Annotated in this window: 17 protein-coding genes; 14 read left to right on the top strand and 3 right to left on the bottom strand. The window is 34.5% G+C overall.

The annotated features are described in order from the left end of the window. Positions 1-4 precede the first annotated feature (4 nt). Both AX016_RS07705 and AX016_RS07700 read right to left on the bottom strand, forming a co-directional pair. Positions 5-766 (bottom strand): hypothetical protein, encoded by a 762-nt coding sequence (locus AX016_RS07705; protein ID WP_100895059.1) that lies wholly within the window; start codon positions 764-766, stop codon positions 5-7. Between the two features lie 3 nt (positions 767-769). Continuing rightward, complete coding sequence (locus tag AX016_RS07700) at positions 770-1,510, bottom strand: hypothetical protein (protein ID WP_100895058.1); 741 nt, start codon at positions 1,508-1,510, stop codon at positions 770-772. Positions 1,511-1,659: 149 nt separating this feature from the next. Here AX016_RS07700 and pepE point away from each other — a divergent pair, with 149 nt between their 5' ends. The 10 genes from pepE to AX016_RS17430 all read left to right on the top strand — a co-directional run bounded on the left by pepE (position 1,660) and on the right by AX016_RS17430 (position 18,273). After that, the gene (gene pepE / locus AX016_RS07695) at positions 1,660-2,352 is read left to right on the top strand and encodes a dipeptidase PepE (RefSeq protein ID WP_100896823.1); all 693 of its coding nucleotides are present in this window, start codon (positions 1,660-1,662) and stop codon (positions 2,350-2,352) included. A gap of 130 nt (positions 2,353-2,482) precedes the next feature. Next, positions 2,483-5,149 carry a beta strand repeat-containing protein gene (locus AX016_RS07690; RefSeq protein ID WP_100895057.1) on the top strand — a complete coding sequence of 889 codons (2,667 nt, stop codon included), beginning with the start codon at positions 2,483-2,485 and terminating at the stop codon, positions 5,147-5,149. Between the two features lie 3 nt (positions 5,150-5,152). Continuing rightward, positions 5,153-6,310, top strand: coding sequence for a gliding motility-associated C-terminal domain-containing protein (locus AX016_RS07685; RefSeq protein ID WP_100895056.1), 1,158 nt, complete (start codon positions 5,153-5,155; stop codon positions 6,308-6,310). A 364-nt stretch (positions 6,311-6,674) separates the two neighbouring features. Further along, on the top strand, positions 6,675-13,616 hold the full coding sequence (locus AX016_RS07680; protein WP_157811111.1) for a hypothetical protein: 6,942 nt from the start codon (positions 6,675-6,677) through the stop codon (positions 13,614-13,616). Between the two features lie 231 nt (positions 13,617-13,847). Then, positions 13,848-14,774: a hypothetical protein gene (locus AX016_RS07675; RefSeq protein WP_157811110.1), complete on the top strand. Its 927-nt coding sequence runs from the start codon at positions 13,848-13,850 to the stop codon at positions 14,772-14,774. An 83-nt stretch (positions 14,775-14,857) separates the two neighbouring features. Then, positions 14,858-15,931 (top strand): gliding motility-associated C-terminal domain-containing protein, encoded by a 1,074-nt coding sequence (locus AX016_RS07670; RefSeq protein WP_232732606.1) that lies wholly within the window; start codon positions 14,858-14,860, stop codon positions 15,929-15,931. A 30-nt stretch (positions 15,932-15,961) separates the two neighbouring features. Then, on the top strand, positions 15,962-16,417 hold the full coding sequence (locus AX016_RS07665) for a GNAT family N-acetyltransferase (protein ID WP_100895053.1): 456 nt from the start codon (positions 15,962-15,964) through the stop codon (positions 16,415-16,417). A 5-nt stretch (positions 16,418-16,422) separates the two neighbouring features. Further along, complete coding sequence (locus AX016_RS07660; RefSeq protein ID WP_100895052.1) at positions 16,423-17,169, top strand: M15 family metallopeptidase; 747 nt, start codon at positions 16,423-16,425, stop codon at positions 17,167-17,169. A gap of 44 nt (positions 17,170-17,213) precedes the next feature. Then, positions 17,214-17,984, top strand: a complete 771-nt coding sequence (locus AX016_RS07655) for a M48 family metalloprotease (RefSeq protein ID WP_100895051.1) — start codon at positions 17,214-17,216, stop codon at positions 17,982-17,984. A gap of 121 nt (positions 17,985-18,105) precedes the next feature. Further along, positions 18,106-18,273, top strand: a complete 168-nt coding sequence (locus AX016_RS17430; protein ID WP_330400387.1) for a DUF6747 family protein — start codon at positions 18,106-18,108, stop codon at positions 18,271-18,273. A 105-nt stretch (positions 18,274-18,378) separates the two neighbouring features. On the opposite strand, the gene AX016_RS07650 is transcribed toward AX016_RS17430, so the two are convergent. Further along, positions 18,379-18,804, bottom strand: a complete 426-nt coding sequence (locus AX016_RS07650; RefSeq protein WP_100895050.1) for an ankyrin repeat domain-containing protein — start codon at positions 18,802-18,804, stop codon at positions 18,379-18,381. Positions 18,805-19,043: 239 nt separating this feature from the next. Between AX016_RS07650 and gpmI the strand changes: the two genes are divergently transcribed. From gpmI to AX016_RS07630, 4 genes are all read left to right on the top strand, one after another. Then, complete coding sequence (gpmI, locus tag AX016_RS07645; protein ID WP_100895049.1) at positions 19,044-20,561, top strand: 2,3-bisphosphoglycerate-independent phosphoglycerate mutase; 1,518 nt, start codon at positions 19,044-19,046, stop codon at positions 20,559-20,561. Between the two features lie 53 nt (positions 20,562-20,614). After that, positions 20,615-21,421 (top strand): type I methionyl aminopeptidase, encoded by an 807-nt coding sequence (map, locus tag AX016_RS07640; RefSeq protein ID WP_100895048.1) that lies wholly within the window; start codon positions 20,615-20,617, stop codon positions 21,419-21,421. A 22-nt stretch (positions 21,422-21,443) separates the two neighbouring features. After that, positions 21,444-22,235: a DUF3667 domain-containing protein gene (locus AX016_RS07635; RefSeq protein ID WP_100895047.1), complete on the top strand. Its 792-nt coding sequence runs from the start codon at positions 21,444-21,446 to the stop codon at positions 22,233-22,235. 79 nt (positions 22,236-22,314) lie between these two features. Continuing rightward, the gene (locus AX016_RS07630; RefSeq protein ID WP_100895046.1) at positions 22,315-23,079 is read left to right on the top strand and encodes a class I SAM-dependent methyltransferase; all 765 of its coding nucleotides are present in this window, start codon (positions 22,315-22,317) and stop codon (positions 23,077-23,079) included.

Genomic DNA, 23,079 nt, shown 5'->3' with positions numbered 1-23,079 from the left:
TAATTTATTTGCTGTTATCCTCTGTATCTACATCATCTTCCTTTAAAAAGGCTATACTTTTGCGAGTTAAAAAGTCCCAAATAATAAAATCGTTTTTTTCTTTAGACACAGAAGTAAACTCATTATCTACCTCGCAATACAACATAAACTCTTCTATACGGTCTTTAGGAATACTTAAATCTTTTATAAAAACAGAATCTGCATAAGAGTTACGCATTTGCTGACTTTGTGCATATCTCCTGTCTCTGGCAACACGCTTTTTTAGCATTTTAGTACGGCCGCTTATGGCATTTAAAAGCTTGTTCATATTTAAACTTAAACCACCAAACATTGGTCCGTGATCTGCATCATGCAACAAACGCTCACTTTGTGGTAATACCACAGCATCTGCATTTGGCAACCCTAAACTTTTAGCAGTTACAAAGGTTCTGTTATCTAAAACAACCTCGTTTAACTCTTCTAAAGTTTCTTCTAAATAAATTAGATTGGTCTTTTTTTCTAAAATTTCTCGGGTAACAATTAGCTGTTTCTTTTTAAACTGTACAGCAGAAAAAATTAAAGTATCTTTTTCTTTGGCTGGCATTACAAAATAGCCTCTGGCACTAGTAATTGTTGCTTGTCCACTGGTAGTGTTAATTACATATACACCATTTACCTCTTGCGCTTTACTTACTACAGCGCCTTTAACAGCTTTGTAGAGTATATCTTGTCCGTTTGCATAAAAACAGACACTTATAAAAGTTAAAAAAAATACGTATTTCTTCAACCGTTATAATTTTTTATATTCTTTACTGTGAGTAACTAAAAAATCTATCAGCTGAAATTCGTTTGACTTTTTTAACAAGGTTTGCGATGGTATTTTATCATCACAATACTGTAAAAAGTTATCTATCTTATCTTGCTTTATACCTAAATCGGTTACAAAAAAATCGTCCTCATAAACTTGCCTTAAAACTCTACTAAGTTTAATTTCTGGTATTTTTGCATTAGGATTTTTCTTCTTTAGAGACTTGGTTAAAGCTTTAAAAATGTTTACAAAATTAATACCGTTTTGCAAACCTCCGTTTTCAATATCAGTATTAGCAACGTTTACAACAGCAGTGGTACGGTCTACCTCATACTCTACCTCTTTAAACTCTTCGTTTTTAAGCTCAACAAATTTTTCTTGATCTTCTGGACTTACAACTACCTCATCTAACTCTGTAACTTTTTCGTTAACGTCTATTACCAAACGGTTTTTCTTTAAAATATCTTTAGTAATAAAAACTATTTTAATTTGATAATTAACTGCTGTAAAAACTATTTGGTCTCCTAATTTTACGTCTATAGCAAAATCACCATCTTCATCTGTAACAGTAGCATCTTCTGCTGTTACATTAATAACATCTAAATTTGGAACGCTAATATCTCTGTAAATAACGCTACCTCTTAAAAGGTTTCTATCATTATCTTGCGCAAATACAGACACTGTGGTCAGCAGTAAAAAAAGTACTAGTAAATTGTTTTTCATAAAGGTAGTTTTTAGAGACTAAAAAAATAGTTTCTTTTAGCATCTCTTAAATATAATGAAATGCAATTTACATTCAAAAAAAATAGAGTACCATTAAACTTTTGTTAATTTGTAATAATCAAAATAAAATAAAAAAAAGAGCACCGTTTATGAAAAACTTATTATTAGCAAGCACATCTACCTTATTTGGAGAGCATTACCTAGAATATATTTTAGACGATGTTGCCTTGTTTTTTAAAGACGTAGACACTATTACATTTATCCCATTTGCAAGACCAGGTGGTATTAGCCACGACAATTATACAGAAATTGCAGCAAAAGCTTTTGCTAGAATTAATAAAAAAATAATAGGCTTACACACCTACAAAAACGCACAAGAAGGCATTAATAAAGCACAAGCATTTTTCTGTGGCGGCGGAAATACATTTTTACTTGTACAACAATTATACGCACAAGATGCTATGCATTATTTAAAAGAACATATTAACACAGGCAAACCATATATGGGTACAAGCGCAGGTAGTAATATTGCAGGTGTAAGTATGCACACTACTAATGATATGCCAATTGTTTACCCGCCAAGTTTTGCTACAATGCAATTGGTCCCTTTTAATATAAATGCACATTATTTAGACCCAGACCCTAATAGCAAACACAATGGCGAAACCAGAGAAACTAGACTAAAAGAGTTTCACGCGTTTAACAGCACACCTGTAGTTGGCTTAAGAGAAGGTAGTTTTTTACTGGTACAAGACACAAAAATTACCCTAAAAGGCAAACACACTGCACGTATTTTTGAAGCACAAAAAACACCTTACGAAAGCAAAACAATAGATTTTTAAACAACATATAATGTTTGGATGTCATTTATAGGACAAATTTTGTCTTTTAACCACTGTTTTAGGTGTTAACATATCTTTACTATATTTTTGTTTGCAATGCGTAATTGCATTTTTAAAACACTCCTACTATATGAAAAAATTAGTTTTCGGATTACTTTTTAGTATCTGTCTCTTTACTAGCACACAAGCGCAAGTAAAAATTGGCGAAAACCCTCAAAACCTACATTTTAATTCGGTTTTAGAATTAGAAAGCACTAGTAAAGCTTTAGTAGTAACTAGACTTTCTACCCTGCAAATGGAAGCCATTACACCACTTAACGGTGCTGTAATTTACAATACAGATACCAGTTGTTTGCATTATTTTAACGGGACAGAATGGATTAACTTATGTGAAGCAGAAAATGCTGCAGATATTAATTTAGTTGATAATGGTGATGACACCTACACCTTTACAAATGCGGCTGGTGATGATATTACGTTTGAGACTCCTGCCTTTACAAGCAATCATACAGGTAGTTTTGGAGCTACTTTTTCTAGCGGAATAAAAATAACAGATGATGGAAATACGGTTAATATTGAAGTAGATCAAGTACACGGAAACTCTATACTAAACAAAACAATTGGCAGAACTAAAATTGCAGATGATGCTATTGGTGTAGATGAGTTAGGAGATACAAGTGTAAATACAAATAATCTTATAGACGAGTCGGTTACACCCGTAAAAATACAACCAAGCACAACACCAAGCCAAGTTTTAAAAACAAATGCTACAGGTACCAATGTAGAATGGGGAACTTTAGATGCTACCAATATTGCAGGACAAGATTTAACTGCAGATGATGCATCTATAACAGTAACCGGAGGAATTGGCACAACTTTAAATGCCACAAGTATTGTGGTTACCGATGGTGGAATTACGAATGCGAAATTAGATAAAACAAATATTCCTTTAAGCGGATTTGGTGATGCTACAACAGATGTTTCTTTAGGGGGCTTTCAAATAAATAGTCTTGCAAACCCAACCTTAGATGATGATGCTGCTACTAAATTGTATGTAGACAATGAAATTGCTGCCGCAGGAGTAGTTGCAAATGCTGCCTTAGCTGCGGAAGTTTTAAGAGCTACTACTGCCGAAAATAATATACAATCTGATGTTGATACTAATGAAGCTGATGCTGATGCTGCAATTTTAGCTGTACAGAATGATGTAGATGCTAACGAAACGGCAGCAAATACAGCAATCGCTCTAAAAGAAGATACCGCAAATAAGTCTACAGATGTAACTTTAGCAGATGCTACTAACACCAACTTCCCAACGGAACTTGCTGTAAAAACGTATGTAGACACACAAGTTGCAGCCTCTGACCAAGTAATTGTAAGTACTGATGCTGAAAACGATGTTACTGCTGGTGCTGATGGTGGTGCTTTTTATGATGATGCTGCCTTACAAACAAACATTGCGACTAACACAAGTAACATTACTAATAACGATACAGATATTTCTGATTTAGAGAGTGATAAAGAAGATACCGCAAATAAATCTACAGATGTAAACTTAGCTGACGCGACTAACACTAAGTTCCCTACTGAACTTGCTGTAAAAACGTATGTAGACACACAAGTTGCTGCAGGAGCTACTGCTTTAGCCACAAAAGAAGACACTGCTAATAAGTCTACAGATGTAACTTTAGCGGATGGTACAAATACAAAGTTCCCTACCGAACTTGCTGTAAAAACTTATGTAGACACACAAGTTGCAGCCTCTGATCAAGTAATTGTAAGTACTGATGCTGACAACGATGTTACTGCTGGTGCTGATGGTGGTGCTTTTTATGATGATGCTGCCTTACAAACAAACATTGCGACTAACACAACGGCAATAACTGCCGAAACTACAAGAGCAACTAATGCTGAGAATGCAAATACTACTAACATTACAAGCAATGACACAGATATTACTGCTTTACAGAATGATAAAGAAAATTTAAGTAACAAATCTGATGCAACTGATTTAGGAGCTGCTTCACCTTCTACTGCATTATACCCTACCCAAAATGCTGTTAAAACATATGTAGATGCGCAAGTTGCTGCATTAGGAAATTTATCCACTACAGATTTGACACAGCCAACAGGAGAAGACAGAACTTATGATTTAAATGGAAATGATTTATTCTTTAGTGGCCCTGGTAGTATGGTAATAGGGACTAATGCACCAGGAACAAACAAATTGAGAGTTGATGGCGTTATACGAGCAACTGGCTACCAAGCTCCTAGTAACGGTAGCACTACTACACCTGCTTATCGATTCGCTGAAGATTTAGACACAGGTATTTCTAACCCTGCCGCTGATGAAATTGGTTTTTCTGTTGGCAGCATTGAGGCCCTCAATATTGATGAAACATCAAGCAACACTACCGTTACTGTTCGTGAAAAATTAAAACTAGAAGGCACAATTGAAGATATTAACAACTCAGTAGGTACAGCAGGACAGGTTTTAACCTCAACTGCTACAGGAACCGAATGGAAAAACCCAACAACATTTGTTATGGGAAAAGCTAATGGAGCTAATGCAATAAAAGTCAATGGAGCTACGATATCAGGTTCTTTAGGCACAAGTACTGTGAACTTTACTAATCCAATGCCTGATGCTAATTATATAATAAATTTAACTGTAGTTGGTGATTATAGTATATATGTTACTACCCAAACAGTTAATGGTTTTACTGTTCAAACAAAAAATAATAGTTCAGCAAATGTTGAAGTTACAGAATGGTTCTTTACTGTATCAGATTTTTAAACTATGAAAAACTTACTTTACATATTTTTATGTTGTAGTTCTGTTGCCGTAGCACAAAATGCTATGTACAACAACGGTAGCATGCGCATACATGATACGGGTACGCTTGGTCTACACACTAACCTTATTAACGATGCTACGTTTGACCAAAATTTGGGTACAGCAGGGTTTTACGGTCAGGTTACCACAAGTGTTACTGGTGCTTTTATTCCTGTTTTTTATGATGTAGAAATTTTTAAACCTTTTAGTTCTGCTATTCTAGAGACTTCTATTACAGTAACTAATGCTTTAAATTTAGTAGATGGCGACTTTGTAACCTACCGTAATAATCCGTTAGAAAACATTAAACTATTGCCAAATGCTTTTACGGTTGGCGAGTCCAACCTGTCTAAAGTAGATGGGTATATGATGGTAGAACAAAAACAAAATTTCTTTTTTACCGTAGGTGATTCTGGTTACATTAGACCATTAACATTACAGTCGCAAAGCGAAAATGCCACTGCTAAATGTGCTTACTTTTTTGAAGATCCCAACTTGCCATCAACCTTTGCTACCAGTTTTAATACCAATAGTAAAGAAAAAGAAGTTAGAGCCGTGAGCACAACAGAGTTTTGGGATATAGACAGTAGTTTACCATCAACCGTAAGTATTTCTTGGAACAACCGTAGCGATATTGGTAGCCTTGTAGATGAGTATTACCAAATAGGTATTGCGGGTTGGCACAGAACACAAAGAAGATGGGTAAACTTAGGTAGTGTAGATCCAATTGGCGACATAAATCAAGGAGCAGTAACCTCTGAGACTTTTGTTCCTAACAATTACGAAGTTATTACTTTGGCTAAAATGGCCATACCAACAGAGTTATTAGACCTAGAAAATTACTACGTAAGTAATAATGGCGATGGTGTAAACGATTTTCTTGTAATTCCAGAATTAGAACAATCTCCAAATAATAGGCTTCGTATTTACGACCGAAACGGACTTCAAGTTTTTGAAAAAGACAATTACACTAATGAGTTTAATGGCTACTCTAACATAAACAATAACGTATACAAAAGAAACGAAGGTCTACCAAGTGGTGTTTATTTTTACCTTGTATTTTTAGATGATTTACAGCTAGAGTACCAAGGATTTTTGTACTTAACCGGCACAGGAAATTAGTACTATGTAAGTTAACAAATCATCATTATTTTATATACAAGCAGGCTTTTTAGCCTGCTTTTTTTATGCCATAAATTGGTTTATAAGCAGCAAATAAAGTAGTAGAATAACAATGGTTATTTTTAGCTTTAACACAATTGTAAGAATTTACTTTTAATTGAATACGTAAATTCAAATCTTATTTTTGTATTTTTATAATAGACAAACACTAAAACTACTTAAAACAAAGGCTTTACAGACTTACATAAGCACATAAAGCCTACAAAAAAGTCGTAACACATACAATAAACTATGTTTTACAACATAATTTCTACAATTTTCCATTAATTTATTAATTTACAAATGCTAACCCATATATAAACAAATGAAAATCAACAAATTATTATTAATCAGTTTTTTTGCTATGGCTCAATACTCTTTTGGGCAAGTAAAAATAGGTAATGATATAAACACAATAGATTCTGCTTCTATTTTAGAGTTAGAAAGTACAGATAAGGTGTTAATTTTAACTAGAGTTACAAATACTCAAATGAATGCCATTACTCCCCTAACTGGCGCTATGGTGTATAACACAGATGAAGGTTGTATGTTTCAATACAATGGTATTTTGTGGCAATCTTTATGCAACACAAGTTCTTTTAACCAAACTAACACCGTTATTTTTGATAATAATGACGGTACGTTTTCATACACAAACGAAAACAATATTACTGTTGTTATTACAAAAGCACAACTATCAGACAACGGAGATGGTACATTTAGCTTTGTAAACGGTGACGGAACTTCCATTAATTTTGATGGTACAGATAATCAAAATCTAACTACAGATGGCAATCCTGGTAGTTTAACTTTAGAAAACGGCGGTTCTGTTACTATAAATGTTAATGATGCTGATGCGGATGATACAAACGAATTAAATACTGACTTTAGTTTAAACGGTACAGCTTTAGAAATTACAGATGCAGACGGAACGTTATCTCAAGATTTAGACGCTACGTTTGTTACTGAAGCAGAGTTAACAACAAATAATACAACTACTACTGCGGCAATTAATGCAGTACAAACTGATGTTGACAACAATGAAGCTGCAGCAAACACAGCAATCACTGCTTTGCAAAATGACAAAGAAAACAGCGCTAACAAATCTGACGTAGTAACATTAGGAACTTCAAATGATTTGTTCCCCACTCAAAACGCAGTAAAAACTTATGTTGATAATCAAGTAGCAGGTTCTACACAAGTAATAGTAAGTACTGATGCTGATAACGATGTGACTGCGGGTGCTGATGGTGGTGCTTTTTATGACGATGCTGCTTTACAAACTAACATTGCAACTAATGCATCAAACATAACAACAGCTAATACAGCTATAACAAACGTTCAAGACGATGTTGATGCAAATGAAACTGCAGCGAATACTGCTATCGCAGCAGTACAAACTGATGTTGACAATAATGAAGCGGCTGCAAACACTGCAATCACTCTAAAAGAAGATAGTGCAAACAAATCTGATGCAGTAACATTGGGAACTTCAGATGACTTGTTCCCGACTCAGAATGCTGTAAAAACTTATGTAGATAACCAAGTAGCGGGTTCTGCTCAAGTAATAGTAAGTACTGATGCTGATAACGATGTGACTGCGGGTGCTGATGGTGGTGCTTTTTATGACGATGCTGCTTTACAAACTAACATTGCAACTAACGCAACAAACATAACTGCTGCGAATACAGCTATAACAGACGCTCAAAACGATGTTGATGCTAACGAAACCGCAGCAAATACTGCTATTGCTGCGGTACAAACTGATGTTGATAATAACGAAGCGGCTGCAAACACAGCAATCACAGCTTTACAAAATGACAAAGAAAATAGTGCAAACAAATCTGATGTAGTAACATTAGGAACTTCTGATGACTTGTTCCCTACTCAGAATGCTGTAAAAACATATGTAGATAACCAAGTAGCAGGTTCTGCTCAAGTAATAGTAAGTACTGATGCTGATAATAATGTGACTGCAGGTGCCGATGGTGGTGCTTTTTATGATGATGCGGCTTTACAAACTAGCATTGCAACTAATGCAACAAACATAACTGCTGCGAATACAGCTATAACAAACGTTCAAAACGATGTGGATGCTAACGAAACTGCAGCAAATACTGCTATTGCAGCTGTACAAACTGATGTTGACAACAATGAAGCTGATGCAGATGCCGCCATAAATGCAGCAAACACAGCAATCACTGCTTTGCAAAATGACAAAGAAAATAGTGCAAACAAATCTGATGTAGTAACATTGGGAACTTCTGATGATTTGTTCCCGACTCAAAATGCTGTAAAAACTTATGTAGATAATCAAGTAGCAGGTTCTGCTCAAGTTATAGTAAGTACTGATACTGATAACGATGTAACTGCGGGGGCTGATGGTGGTGCGTTTTATGACGATGCTGCTCTACAAACTAGCATTGCAACTAATGCAACAAATATTACTGCTGAAACTACAAGGGCTACTAATGCAGAAAATGCTATTCAAGCTGATGTAGATGCGAATGAAACTGCGGCGAATACTGCTATCGCTTTAAAAGAAGATAGCGCTAACAAATCTGACGCAGTAACTCTAGGAACTTCTGATGATTTGTTCCCTACTCAAAATGCTGTAAAAACTTATGTAGATAACCAAGTAGCAGGTTCTGCTCAAGTTATTGTGAGTACTGATGCTGATAATGATGTGACTGCGGGTGCTGATGGTGGTGCTTTTTATGATGATGCCGCTTTACAAACTAATATTGCAACTAATGCAACAAACATAACAGCAGCTAATACAGCTATAACAAACGTACAAAACGATGTTGATGCGAACGAAACTGCAGCAAATACTTCTATTGCAGCAGTACAAACTGATGTTGACAACAATGAAGCGGCTGCAAACACAGCAATCGCTTTAAAAGAAAATAGTGCTAACAAATCTGACGCAGTAACATTAGGAACTTCAGATGATTTATTCCCGACTCAGAATGCTGTAAAAACATATGTAGACAACCAAGTAGCAGGTTCTGCTCAAGTTATAGTAAGTACTGATGCTGATAACGATGTGACTGCAGGTGCTGATGGTGGTGCGTTTTATGACGATGCTGCTTTACAAACGAACATTGCTACTAATGCAACAAACATAACTGCTGCGAATACAGCTATAACAGACGTTCAAAACGATGTTGATGCGAATGAAACTGCAGCAAATACTGCTATTGCTGCAGTACAAACTGATGTTGATAATAACGAAGCGGCTGCAAACACAGCAATCGCTTTAAAAGAAGATAGTGCTAACAAATCTGATGTAGTAACTCTAGGAACTTCAGATGACTTATTCCCGACTCAAAATGCAGTAAAAACTTATGTCGATAATCAAGTAGCAGGTTCTACTCAAATTATTGTGAGTACTGATGCTGATAATGATGTGACTGCAGGTGCTGATGGTGGTGCTTTTTATGATGATGCGGCTTTACAAACTAGCATTACAACTAATGCAACAAACATAACTGCAGCTAATACAGCTATAACAAACGTTCAAAACGATGTTGATGCGAATGAAACTGCAGCAAATACTGCTATTGCTGCAGTACAAACTGATGTTGATAATAACGAAGCGGCTGCAAACACAGCTATCGCTCTAAAAGAAGATAGTGCAAACAAATCTGACGTAGTAACACTAGGAACTTCTGATGATTTGTTCCCGACTCAGAATGCTGTAAAAACATATGTAGATAACCAAGTAGCAGGTTCTGCTCAAGTAATAGTAAGTACTGATGCTGATAATGATGTGACTGCGGGTGCTGATGGTGGTGCTTTTTATGATGATGCCGCTTTACAAACTAATATTGCAACTAATGCAACAAATATAACCGCTGCGAATACAGCTATAACTAACGTACAAAACGATGTTGATGCTAACGAAACTGCAGCAAATACTGCTATTGCAGCAGTACAAACTGATGTTGACAACAATGAAGCTGATGCAGATGCTGCCATAACTGCAGCAAACACAGCAATCACTGCTTTGCAAAATGACAAAGAAGATAGCGCTAATAAATCTGACGCAGTAACACTAGGAACTTCTGATGATTTGTTCCCGACTCAGAATGCAGTAAAAACTTATGTAGATAACCAAGTAGCAGGTTCTGCACAAGTAATAGTAAGTACTGATGCTGATAACGATGTGACTGCGGGTGCTGATGGTGGTGCTTTTTATGACGATGCTGCTTTACAAACGAACATTGCAACTAATGCAACAAACATAACTGCTGAAACTACAAGGGCTACTAATGCAGAAAATGCTATTCAAGCTGATGTAGATGCGAATGAAACTGCAGCGAATACTGCTATTGCAGCAGTACAAACTGATGTTGATAATAACGAAGCGGCTGCAAACACTGCAATCGCTTTAAAAGAAAATAGTGCAAACAAATCTGACGTAGTAACACTAGGAACTTCTGATGACTTATTCCCGACTCAAAATGCGGTAAAAACATATGTAGATAACCAAGTAGCAGGTTCTGCTCAAGTTATAGTGAGTACTGATGCTGATAACGATGTGACTGCAGGTGCTGATGGTGGTGCTTTTTATGACGATGCTGCTTTACAAACTAACATTGCAACTAATGCTTCAAACATAACAGCAGCTAATACAGCTATAACAAACGTTCAAAACGATGTTGATGCTAACGAAACTGCAGCAAATACTGCTATTGCAGCAGTACAAACTGATGTTGACAACAATGAAGCTGATGCGGATGCTGCCATAACCTCAGCGAATTCTGCAATCACAGCTTTACAAAATGATAAAGAAGATAGTGCCAACAAATCTGACGTAGTAACATTAGGAACTTCAGATGATTTGTTCCCCACTCAAAATGCAGTAAAAACTTATGTAGATAACCAAGTAGCAGGTTCTGCTCAAGTAATAGTAAGTACTGATGCTGATAACGATGTGACTGCGGGTGCTGATGGTGGTGCTTTTTATGACGATACCGCTTTACAAACTAGCATTGCAACTAATGCAACAAATATTACTGCTGCGAATACAGCTATAACAAACGTTCAAAACGATGTTGATGCAAATGAAACTGCAGCAAATACTGCTATTGCAGCTGTACAAACTGATGTTGACAACAATGAAGCTGATGCAGATGCTGCCATAACTGCAGCAAACACAGCAATCACTGCTTTGCAAAATGACAAAGAAAATAGTGCAAACAAATCTGACGTAGTAACACTAGGAACTTCTGATGACTTATTCCCGACTCAAAATGCAGTAAAAACTTATGTAGATAACCAAGTAGCAGGTTCTGCTCAAGTTATAGTGAGTACTGATGCTGATAACGATGTGACTGCAGGTACTGATGGTGGTGCTTTTTATGATGATGCTGCTCTACAAACTAACATAGCAACTAATGCAACAAATATAACTGCTGCTAATACAGCTATAACAAACGTACAAAACGATGTGGATGCTAACGAAACTGCAGCAAATACTGCTATTGCAGCAGTACAAACTGATGTTGACAACAATGAAGCAGCAGCAAACACAGCTATCGCTTTAAAAGAAGATAGTGCTAATAAATCTGACGTAGTAACATTAGGAACTTCTGATGATTTGTTCCCGACTCAGAATGCAGTAAAAACTTATGTAGATAACCAAGTAGCAGGTTCTGCACAAGTAATAGTAAGTACTGATGCTGATAACGATGTGACTGCGGGTGCTGATGGTGGTGCTTTTTATGACGATGCGGCTTTACAAACGAACATTGCAACTAATGCAACAAACATAACTGCTGAAACTACAAGGGCTACTAATGCAGAAAATGCTATTCAAGCTGATGTAGATGCGAATGAAACTGCAGCGAATACTGCTATCGCAGCAGTACAAACTGATGTTGATAATAACGAAGCGGCTGCAAACACAGCAATCGCTTTAAAAGAAAATAGTGCAAACAAATCTGACGTAGTAACACTAGGAACTTCTGATGACTTATTCCCGACTCAGAATGCTGTAAAAACTTATGTCGATAACCAAGTAGCAGGTTCTACTCAAGTAATAGTAAGTACTGATGCTGATAACGATGTAACTGCGGGTGCTGATGGTGGTGCTTTTTATGACGATGCGGCTTTACAAACTAGTATTGCAACTAATGCATCAAATATAACTGCTGAAACTACAAGAGCTACTAATGCTGAAAATGCTATTCAAGCTGATATCGATGCTAACGAAACTGCAGCAAATACTGCTATCGCAGCAGTACAAACTGATGTTGATAATAACGAAGCGGCTGCAAACACTGCAATCACAACTTTACAAAATGATAAAGAAGATAGCGCTAATAAATCTGATGTAGTAACATTAGGAACTTCTGATGATTTGTTCCCGACTCAAAATGCTGTAAAAACTTATGTAGATAACCAAGTAGCAGGTTCTGCTCAAGTAATAGTAAGTACTGATGCTGATAACGATGTAACTGCGGGTGCTGATGGTGGTGCTTTTTATGATGATGCTGCTCTACAAACTAGCATTGCAACTAATGCATCAAACATAACTGCAGCTAATACAGCTATAACAGACGTTCAAAACGATGTTGATGCTAACGAAACTGCAGCAAATACTGCTATTGCAGCTGTACAAACTGATGTTGATAGTAACGAAGCGGCTGCAAACACAGCAATCGCTCTAAAAGAAGATAGTGCAAATAAATCTGATGCAACTGATTTAGGAGATACAACTCCCTCTACTACCTTATTTCCTACTCAGAATGCAGTAAAGACATATGTTGACACTCAAATTAGCGGAATAGTTGGCGGAACAGTGACTTCTTTAACTCAAGATAATTCTACAGGAGTAATTAGTTATGTTAATGAGAGTGTTGTTACACAAACAGCAGATGTGATTTCTGCCGATACTGGAAATCACGTTAAAGCAGGTACAGATGGTGGTGCTTTTTATAGCAGTATGGTTAAGGCTCTTGGAAAAGTTAATGCTCTTGGTGTTGTAATAAAAGGAACTACTGGTGTTACAGTTGTGAAGCAACTTGGAGTTGGACATTACCGTGTAAACCTACCAGCAGGTACTGTTTCTGACGCAAATTACATTATTCAGTTAAGCCAGCCAGGAAGAAATGGTGCTGGTAATGACGATCCAGGAATTTCATACAGCAACCAAACCTCTACAGGATTTGATGTTATTGTTGGTGACAATGACAATGGAGGTACAGACAGAGCAAGATTTGACTCAGAATTTATGTTTGTAATTCTTGATTTGTAGGAAACTATCAACCTAAATATTAAAATAAATTTTAACCCTTAAAACTATCAATTTATAGAAAAAATCAAAAATCGAGTTACTTTTTAGTCCCCCCAAGTAATTCTTCAAATTAAACAAAAACTATATACGCTAGAAAAACGAACAAACATAAACCCAGCTAGCAACTTATATTTTATTTCTAATCAACTTAAAAAATAATAAAACAATTATATAGTACAAACCAATAATTTAATGAAGATGAGAAAACTAATTTTATATTTTATGCTTTTTGCCCCAATAATAGCATCTTATTCACAAATAGACGCAAACCTATTACTTGGGCTTACATCGGCCACAACCACAGAAATGAATGCAATAACAGGATCATTAGAAGGTTCTATTTTATACAATACAACCGAAAAAAGAATATACCTATACAATGCAAGTCTCTGGGAAAAAATTCCAGATATCACAGATTTATTGCCAGCAACATATACCCCTGGCTCTATTTTATTTGCTAATAGCTCAGGAGCACTAGAGGAAGATAATAATCAAATATTTTGGAACAGTACTAACAACAGACTAGGAATTGGAACAAACACACCCGATAACAAAATGCAAGTAAGTGGGGCTATTAGAAGCGCAGGTTTTTTAAATAGTAATGGAAATGAAGGAGAACCTGCATACAGATTTACTAACGATACCGACACAGGTATGTATTCAACAAACGCAAATGAACTTAGTTTTACTGTTGGCAATAATGAAGCTTTAAGATTGGATAGATACACTACAACAAAAACTCAAGTACTAATAAGTGAACGCCTAGGTGTTGGTTTTGATTTACCTGAAGATTCAGCTTACTCAGGAGCAGATGCTAACTCAACTTTAGACGTTAAAGGTTCCGTATCAACAGCAATAGACGTTACAACAGGAGACTTAACGTTAGACGATACTCACCATACAATAATATTGGGAGGTGCTCATAACATAACATTACCAGCTGCAAATACTTGTAAAGGCAGAATTTATATTATTAAAAACCCAATACTTTTTGGTGTTGGAGTAACAGCAAACATAAGTACTTACAAAAGTTTATTAGGCTTAAACGTAAGCTTAATAATTAGTCAAAAAACAATTTGGTTACAAAGTGATGGAACCGATTGGCAACAAATACAATAACAATGAAACATATACTTTTCTATATCGCTTTTTGCATTTCTAGCATAGTTGTATCACAAAACGTGGCACAAAATATTGGAAATATGAAAATATTTAATAATGGCCAAATGGGGTTTCATATTGACTTAGTTAACGATGGTAATTTTGACCAAAATGAAGGTTTAGCAGGTTTTTATGGTAACGATACCAGAACAATATCTGGTGCCTTTAAACCTATTTTTAATGATATGGAAATTATTGTTACCAACGATTTATTTTTAAATGTAGCTGTTGGCATTACTAACAACAATAATTTTATTTTAGGTGATGTTGTTACTCCTAGAACAGCAACAGATGTAAATTTAGATTTTACCAATTATGCATTTTATAATGGAGATGCCAACTTAACAAAAGTAGATGGCTACGCTGCCATTGCAAACAAAAACAACTTTATGTTTCCTATAGGTGATGTAAACAAAATTAGGTCTCTTTATATAGATTCTGAAACAAGTAACAATACTGCAAAAAGTGCTTATTTTTATGAAGACCCAAACTCTCCTTCTACATTTTCAAAAACCTTTGATACTAATAATTTTGCAGATATTTTAACTGCCATAAGCACTTATGAATTTTGGCACCTAGAAGCAAATACTAATTCTAAAATTACACTAACCTGGGATACGGACAGTAATATTGAAGACTTTGTAGACTCTATTGATGATTTACGCATTGTGGGATGGAATAAAGCACTAAACATATGGGAAAACTTAGGTAACACAGAAATATCTGGAGATTTTAACTCCGGATCTATAACGTCTAACACATTTGTTCCTAATAATTACGATATTATAACATTTGGCTCTAGCTTAAGTATTGAATCTACTAATTTTGACAATTACTTTATTTCTCCTAATAATGATGGTGTAAATGATTATCTATATTTTGAAGAAGTTGCTCTTTCTCCTAAAAACAATAATCTAAAAATTTATAGCAGATGGGGAAGAATTGTATATGATAAAAATAGTTACGATAATACTTTTGGAGGTAACGCCAATGTAAGTGGTATTGTAAAAGCTGCTAATGCTTTACCAGATGGAGTATATTTTTATGTATTAAGTTTAAGAGATGTAAATGTTGTTCATCAAGGATATATTTATTTAGGATATCAAAATCAATAATATGTATTTTTGTGGCACATTTATAATTTTATGATCACTAAAAATAAGATTTGCTTAAAATTAATTTCTGCAAAAGAAACATACTCCGTTAGGCAACCTATTTTAAGAGCTAACAGACCTATATCTTCTTGTAAGTTTACTGGAGATGATTTAGAAACTACTCTTCATATTGGCGCTTACCTTAATTCTGGTCTCGTGGGAGTTGCAACTTTATTACAAGCGCAAAATAGTACCATTTTAGAGGCCAGTGCCTACCAATTAAGAGGAATGGCAATTAGTGACGAGCAACAAGGAAAAGGAGTTGGTAAAAAAATTATTACCTACGCAGAAACAATTTTAAAAGAAAAAGGCGTTTTATTATTGTGGATGAACGCAAGAGAAAGTGCAATTCCTTTTTATACAAAATGCGGTTACACAAAAGATGGCAGCATTTTTGACATAGATAAAGTAGGACCACATATAGTTATGTTTAAAAAATTAAATTAAGAGTTATGCAAAGAAGATCATTTATTCTAAAAAGTGGAATTATAGGTGCTGCCGCACTAACGGCCCCACATCTTATTTTTGCTCAAGAGCAAGAGAAAGAGGTTATCTATTCCATTGAAGAATTAATGGGCCAAGCAGATATACATTTGTATGGCAAAGGCATTAACCTTAGAAAAGAAGCTCACGACTCGTTTAAAAAAATGAAAGTAGCTGCTTACAGCGCAGGTATTGATTTAAAAATAGTATCTAGCTATAGAGATTATTACAGACAAGAAGGTATTTGGGAACGTAAATATTTAAAATATACTGAAGACCAAAATCTAAAACCGCTAAATGCAATAGATAAAATTATAGAATACTCTACCATTCCAGGTACTAGTAGACACCATTGGGGAACAGACATAGATATTATAGATGGCTATCAAAAAACAAGCGGAGATGTTTTGGTTCCTAAAAAGTTTGAAGCAGGCGGACCATTTGAAGATCTTAAAAAATGGATGGACGAAAATGCGAACGACTTTGGATTTTACTTAGTATATACTAACGATAAAAAACGTAGAGGGTTTAAATATGAACCTTGGCATTATAGCTACGCCCCTATTTCTAAACCTATGCTAGAACAATTTAGAGGTAAAAATATTATGAGGTTAGTAAAAGATCAACAACTTTTAGGTGGTGAGCATTTTACTGCTGGCTTTTTAAAATCTTATATTGTAAATAATATTTTAGATATTAATCCTGAACTTTTGTAACTCTTTTTGTATCTTGGTTTTTAACTAACCAAGAATAAACTATAATGAGAAGAGGTGGTAACTGGAAAATAAGAATACTTATTGGACTTGCTATTGTTGCTTTTGCATATATACAACGTTGCAGCAATAAAGAAGAAAACCCATACACAGGAAGAGTACAAAATATTAATATGGATGCCAATCAAGAAATTGCAATTGGCTTACAAAGTGCACCACAAATGGCGCAGCAGCACGGAGGTTTATACCCTGACCAAAAATTACAAAATTTTGTAGACGCTGTTGGTAACAAGCTGGTACAAAACAGTATTGCTAAAGAAACCCCTTATAAATACGAATTTCATTTATTAGCAGACGAAAATACTATAAACGCTTTTGCACTACCTGGCGGACAAATATTTATTACCTATGCCCTATTTTCTAAACTTACAGAGGCACAATTAGCAGGTGTTTTAGGTCACGAAATTGGACATGTTATTGGCAGACACTCTGCAGAACGTATCGCAGATAGCAGTTTTTGGCAAACTTTATCTACAGGAGCATCTGTAGGTGCAGACATGGGTGGTGTTGTTAATGGTATTGGACAAAAAACACTACTAACTAATGGTCGTGGAGATGAATTAGAAAGTGACGAACTTGGTGTGTTATTTATGATGCAAGCTGGTTACAACCCTGAAGAAATGATAGCGGTTATGAAAATTTTAAAGGCTGCTGCAGGTCCAAACAGACAGCCAGAGTTCCAGAGTACACATCCAGACCCAGAAAACAGAATAGAAAAGATTAAAGAAGCTATAGAAAAATATAGAAATCAAAAATAACTATTCGATGAAATGCATTTTTATCTCGTTATTTTTATTTAATTTTGTAAATACCCAAACCTAACTTATTGTTTTTAACCATTATAGCTTTGTGAATATTAATTCAAAAAAAGAGGACTATATGGGAAGGCTAATAGAATACAAGAAAATTTATTTAAGCGCATTTCACAATTGCAGACCAATACTAGCCGTTGTGTTATTAAAAGCATACTCATTCTTTTGCTTTGCGCTAATATCTATAACTGTTTATGCATTTTTATATAGAGCATTTACTGGTTTTAGATTCTAAATAATTACACTTTTAACTAGGTAACAATTTCAACGTATTACAAAATAAAAAAATCCCTTTGATTTTTTCAAAGGAATTTTTTGGTTGATGATTGCTGGATGAACTCTACTTTCTTTTTCTCTTATTTTTTCTTGCTAACTTTTTTTCTTTAGCTATTTTTTCTAAAAAAATCATAGCTTCTTTTGCGTTAGACAACTCTGCGTGCAACATTACACTACGCCCTTTATCACACTTAATTCTAAGATCCGCTCCATTAGCTATTAGTATTTCCAAAATTTCTACTTTGTTATATCGCGCTGCAAATATTGCAGGCGTCATACCATTAGATTTTTTATTTACATCTTCGCCAAACTCTATAAGTTTACGTACTGTTTCTACATCGCCCTTTAAAATTGCCATACAAAAAGTATTTACTACCTCTGAATTAGCTACCTTTTCAATGTAATTTTCTTCTTCTAAATTAACATTTGCTTTTACTACACTTGTTGCTACTAAAAAAGCAGCTGCTACAACTAAAATTGTTTTTTTCATAATGATTGTTCTTTTTTTGATGATTGTGATGAATTGTATTGATATATTAATAGACGACCTCTAGCCACATATGTTTCAGTAAAAATTGATTATAACATAATTTTAACAACCATTTTTATATACGATATCGTTTTAGTAAAAACGAATAGTTAAGACTTTCTGAAAAATTTAAAAAAGACACTTAGATAACTGTAAAACTTAATAATTGGTGCTATTTTTGAGTAGCAAAAATTTATACGATGAACAAAAAAGTTATTTTAATGATTTTAGATGGATGGGGAAAATCTCCAGATCCTAAAATCTCGGCCATAGAAAATGCAAATACTCCATTTATAGATGGGTTGTATACAAAATACGCAAACGCTAATTTGTTAACCGACGGAATGAATGTTGGATTACCAGAAGGACAAATGGGAAACAGCGAAGTTGGACATATGAATTTGGGTGCTGGCCGTATTGTTTATCAAGATTTAGCAAAAATTAATTTAGCAGTTAAAGAGAATACTCTTAAAGATGAAAAAGTAATTACAGATGCTTTTAAATATGCTAAAGAAAATAACAAAGCTGTACACTTTTTAGGTTTACTTAGTAATGGTGGTGTGCACTCACATACCACACACCTAAAAGGTCTTATTAGTGCTGCAGAAAGTTATGGTGTACAAAACTCATATATACACGCTTTTACAGATGGTAGAGACGTAGATCCTAAAAGTGGTAAAAGTTATATTCATGATATTACTACTTTTTGTGAAGATAAAAACACAAAATTAGCTAGTGTAATTGGCCGTTACTATGCAATGGATCGTGATAAACGTTGGGAACGCGTTAAACTAGCATATGATTTATTAGTTAACAATGCTGGTACAAAAACTAATAATGTAGAACAAGCCATACAAGATAGTTATGACAATGATATTACAGATGAATTTGTAAAACCTATTGTTGTTACTGATGAAAACGGTGTACCAACTACAAAAATACAAGAAGATGATGTTGTCATCTTTTTTAACTTTAGAACTGACCGTGGTAGAGAACTAACAGAAATGCTAAGTCAGGAAATGTTTCACGAGTACAACACTCACCCACTAAAGTTATATTATGTTACAATGACAAATTATAACGAAGCCTATAAAAATGTACACGTTATTTATGATAAAGCAAATATTGAGGAAACATTAGGTGAGGTATTATCTAAAGCTAATAAAAAACAAATTCGTATTGCTGAAACAGAGAAATATCCACACGTAACGTTTTTCTTTAATGGCGGTAGAGAAGTCCCTTTTGATGGCGAACAACGTATTTTATGTCCGTCTCCAAAAGTTGCTACCTATGACTTACAGCCAGAAATGAGTGCTTTTGATATTAGAGACGCTATTATTCCGGAGTTAGAAAAAGGAGAAGCAGATTTTGTTTGCCTAAACTTTGCTAATCCAGATATGGTCGGTCATACTGGCGATATGCAAGCCGCAATAAAAGCTTGTGAAACAGTAGATAGTTGTGCAGAAGCTGTAATTACTGCTGGTTTAAAAAATGATTATACTACAATTGTAATAGCAGATCATGGTAATTGTGAAACTATGGTAAACCCAGATGGTAGTCCTAACACTGCACACACAACCAATCCTGTACCACTAATTTTAGTAGACAAAGAATTAAAACAAATAAACGACGGTGTTTTAGGAGATATAGCACCTACAATTTTAAAATTAATAGGAGTAGAACAACCAGAGTTAATGACACAAAAATCTTTAGTTTAAGATTTTTAACGTTATAATACTGTTTTTATAAGATTGTTTTACCTTTGCAAACTATGGTAAAAATTAAAACACCTGAAGAAATAGAAATAATGCGCGAAAGTGCATTAATGGTTTCTAAAACACTAGGCCTAATTGCTAAAGAAATTAAGCCTGGTGTAACTACTTTGCAGTTAGATAAAATTGCAGAAGAATTTATAAGAGATAATGGTGGTATCCCTGGTTTTTTAGGATTGTATGATTTTCCTAACACACTATGTATGAGTCCCAACCAACAGGTTGTACACGGCATACCTAATAATAAACCATTAAAAAACGGAGAAATAATATCTGTAGATTGTGGTGTATTAAAAAACGGTTATTACGGTGACCATGCTTATACTTTTGAGGTTGGTGAAGTAGATGCGGAAACTAAAAAATTACTAGACATTACTAAGCAATCTTTATACGTAGGTATAAAAGAGTTTAAAGCTGGCAATAGAGTTGGCGATGTTGGTTTTGCAATACAACAATTTTGCGAAGCAGAAGGTTACGGAGTTGTTCGTGAACTAGTTGGTCATGGATTGGGTAAAAAAATGCACGAAGGGCCAGAAATGCCAAACTACGGTAAACGTGGTAGAGGTAAAAAATTTGTTGAAGGCATGGTGGTTGCTATAGAGCCTATGATTAACCAAGGTACAAGAAAAATTGTACAGCATAGTGATGGATGGACAATTACAACTTTAGACAACAAACCAAGCGCACATTTTGAGCATGACGTAGCAATTGTAAATGGTAAACCACAATTATTATCTACTTTTGATTATATTTATGAAGCCCTAGGAATAAAGAGTAATGAAGAGGATGAGTTTAGGGTAAAATAAAAACCTAAACACATCTTATTTTATGAATTGCAAAACGTGCAATACAGGCATTACTGACACACATAAATACTGCTCTAATTGTGGAGCAAAAATAGTTTTAGACAGAATATCATTAAAAGGCGCATGGCGAGAGTTCATTGGGCCTTTTTTTAGTTGGGACAATAACTTCTGGAAAACCTTATTTAACTTATTTACAAAACCTAAAGAGGTTTTAGAAGCATACATAAATGGTGCCCGTAAAAAATATTTTCAGCCATTTTCATATTTAGTAGTTTACGCAACTATAGCCTTAATTATAAATAAAATTTTTCCTAGCACTGAAGTAGTAGATTTTACTAATGGTTTTAAATATGGTATTGGCGATGCCAACCCTAAAGCTCCAAAAGAAGCATTAGAAAGCATCAATTTAATTTATCAGTTTTACACTAATTATTATAATCTAATTATAATATCTAGCATTCCTGCTTATAGCTTACTTACGTATTTAACTTTTAGAAAAAGAGACCATAATTACTCAGAGCACTTAGTTTTTAACGCATATATACAGGCAAATTTAGGCTATACACTTATTGTTCTACAACTTTTTTTCTTTAATCTTATTGGGCTTTCAAAAGAAATAATTTCAAGTGCATTTATTCTTATATCTGCAATTTATGCATTATATGTTTTTATAAAATTATACCAACTTACTTTTAAACAAACACTTTATACTTTTTTTAGATACGTGGGTTATATTATACTTGCCTTTATTATTTTAATGATTTTAAGTATTGGCGTTGGTATTTTATACGCATTAGCAATAAAAACTAGCTAAAACATACTTTTAAAGTATATTTACGTTTTAATAGTTGCTACACAAATATGCAGCAAGCATTTAGTACATAAATACATTTATGAAAAAGCTTTTTAAGACCATTTTAAACACCATACCTAGACCATTATTAATAAAACTAAGTTATGTGTCGCGTCCTATACTAACTTTTTTTATGCGCGGTAACACATACGTAGACCCTATAGACAGCAAAGGCTTTAAAAAGTTTTTACCTTATGGCTATGAAAAGCAAAGAGACAATGTATTATCTCCTTCTACTCTATCATTAGAACGCCACAGATTGCTTTGGCTTTATTTACAGAACGAAACAGATTTTTTCTCTGCTGAGCTTAAAGTTCTACATTTTGCTCCCGAACAAGCGTTTTATAAGCGTTTTAGAAAAATGAAGAATTTAGAATATACTACTACAGATTTAGAATCTCCGCTAGCAGATGTAAAAGCAGATATTTGCAACTTACCTTTTAAAGACAACACCTATGATGTAATTTTTTGTAATCATGTTTTAGAACACATACCAGATGACACTAAAGCTATGCAAGAAATGTACAGAATTTTAAAACCTGGCGGATGGGGAATTTTTCAGATACCACAAGACTTAGATAGAGAATCCACTTTTGAAGATGATACTATTACAGACCGTAAAGAGCGTGCTCGTATCTTTGGCCAGTATGACCATGTTCGTATATATGGAAGAGATTATTTTAATAAATTAAGACAAATTGGTTTTACTGTTGATGAAGTAGATTACACTGTAACTTTATCTCCACAAGAAGTAACAAAATACTGTTTAGCTAAAGGTGAAATTATCCCTGTAGTTAAAAAGTAA

The organism is Cellulophaga sp. RHA19 (assembly GCF_002813425.1).
Taxonomy (GTDB): domain Bacteria; phylum Bacteroidota; class Bacteroidia; order Flavobacteriales; family Flavobacteriaceae; genus Cellulophaga.
This window is presented reverse-complemented; position numbering and strand designations above follow the sequence as displayed.

Bases quoted from the DNA above. Each gene is read 5' to 3' on its own strand.
- AX016_RS07700 (WP_100895058.1), bottom strand. From the start codon at position 1,510: ATGAAAAACAATTTACTAGTACTTTTTTTACTGCTGACCACAGTGTCT.
- pepE (WP_100896823.1), top strand. From the start codon at position 1,660: ATGAAAAACTTATTATTAGCAAGCACATCTACCTTATTTGGAGAGCAT.
- AX016_RS07690 (WP_100895057.1), top strand. From the start codon at position 2,483: ATGAAAAAATTAGTTTTCGGATTACTTTTTAGTATCTGTCTCTTTACT.
- AX016_RS07685 (WP_100895056.1), top strand. From the start codon at position 5,153: ATGAAAAACTTACTTTACATATTTTTATGTTGTAGTTCTGTTGCCGTA.
- AX016_RS07680 (WP_157811111.1), top strand. From the start codon at position 6,675: ATGAAAATCAACAAATTATTATTAATCAGTTTTTTTGCTATGGCTCAA.
- AX016_RS07675 (WP_157811110.1), top strand. From the start codon at position 13,848: ATGAAGATGAGAAAACTAATTTTATATTTTATGCTTTTTGCCCCAATA.
- AX016_RS07670 (WP_232732606.1), top strand. From the start codon at position 14,858: ATGAAAATATTTAATAATGGCCAAATGGGGTTTCATATTGACTTAGTT.
- AX016_RS07665 (WP_100895053.1), top strand. From the start codon at position 15,962: ATGATCACTAAAAATAAGATTTGCTTAAAATTAATTTCTGCAAAAGAA.
- AX016_RS07660 (WP_100895052.1), top strand. From the start codon at position 16,423: ATGCAAAGAAGATCATTTATTCTAAAAAGTGGAATTATAGGTGCTGCC.
- AX016_RS07655 (WP_100895051.1), top strand. From the start codon at position 17,214: ATGAGAAGAGGTGGTAACTGGAAAATAAGAATACTTATTGGACTTGCT.
- AX016_RS17430 (WP_330400387.1), top strand. From the start codon at position 18,106: ATGGGAAGGCTAATAGAATACAAGAAAATTTATTTAAGCGCATTTCAC.
- AX016_RS07650 (WP_100895050.1), bottom strand. From the start codon at position 18,804: ATGAAAAAAACAATTTTAGTTGTAGCAGCTGCTTTTTTAGTAGCAACA.
- gpmI (WP_100895049.1), top strand. From the start codon at position 19,044: ATGAACAAAAAAGTTATTTTAATGATTTTAGATGGATGGGGAAAATCT.
- map (WP_100895048.1), top strand. From the start codon at position 20,615: ATGGTAAAAATTAAAACACCTGAAGAAATAGAAATAATGCGCGAAAGT.
- AX016_RS07635 (WP_100895047.1), top strand. From the start codon at position 21,444: ATGAATTGCAAAACGTGCAATACAGGCATTACTGACACACATAAATAC.
- AX016_RS07630 (WP_100895046.1), top strand. From the start codon at position 22,315: ATGAAAAAGCTTTTTAAGACCATTTTAAACACCATACCTAGACCATTA.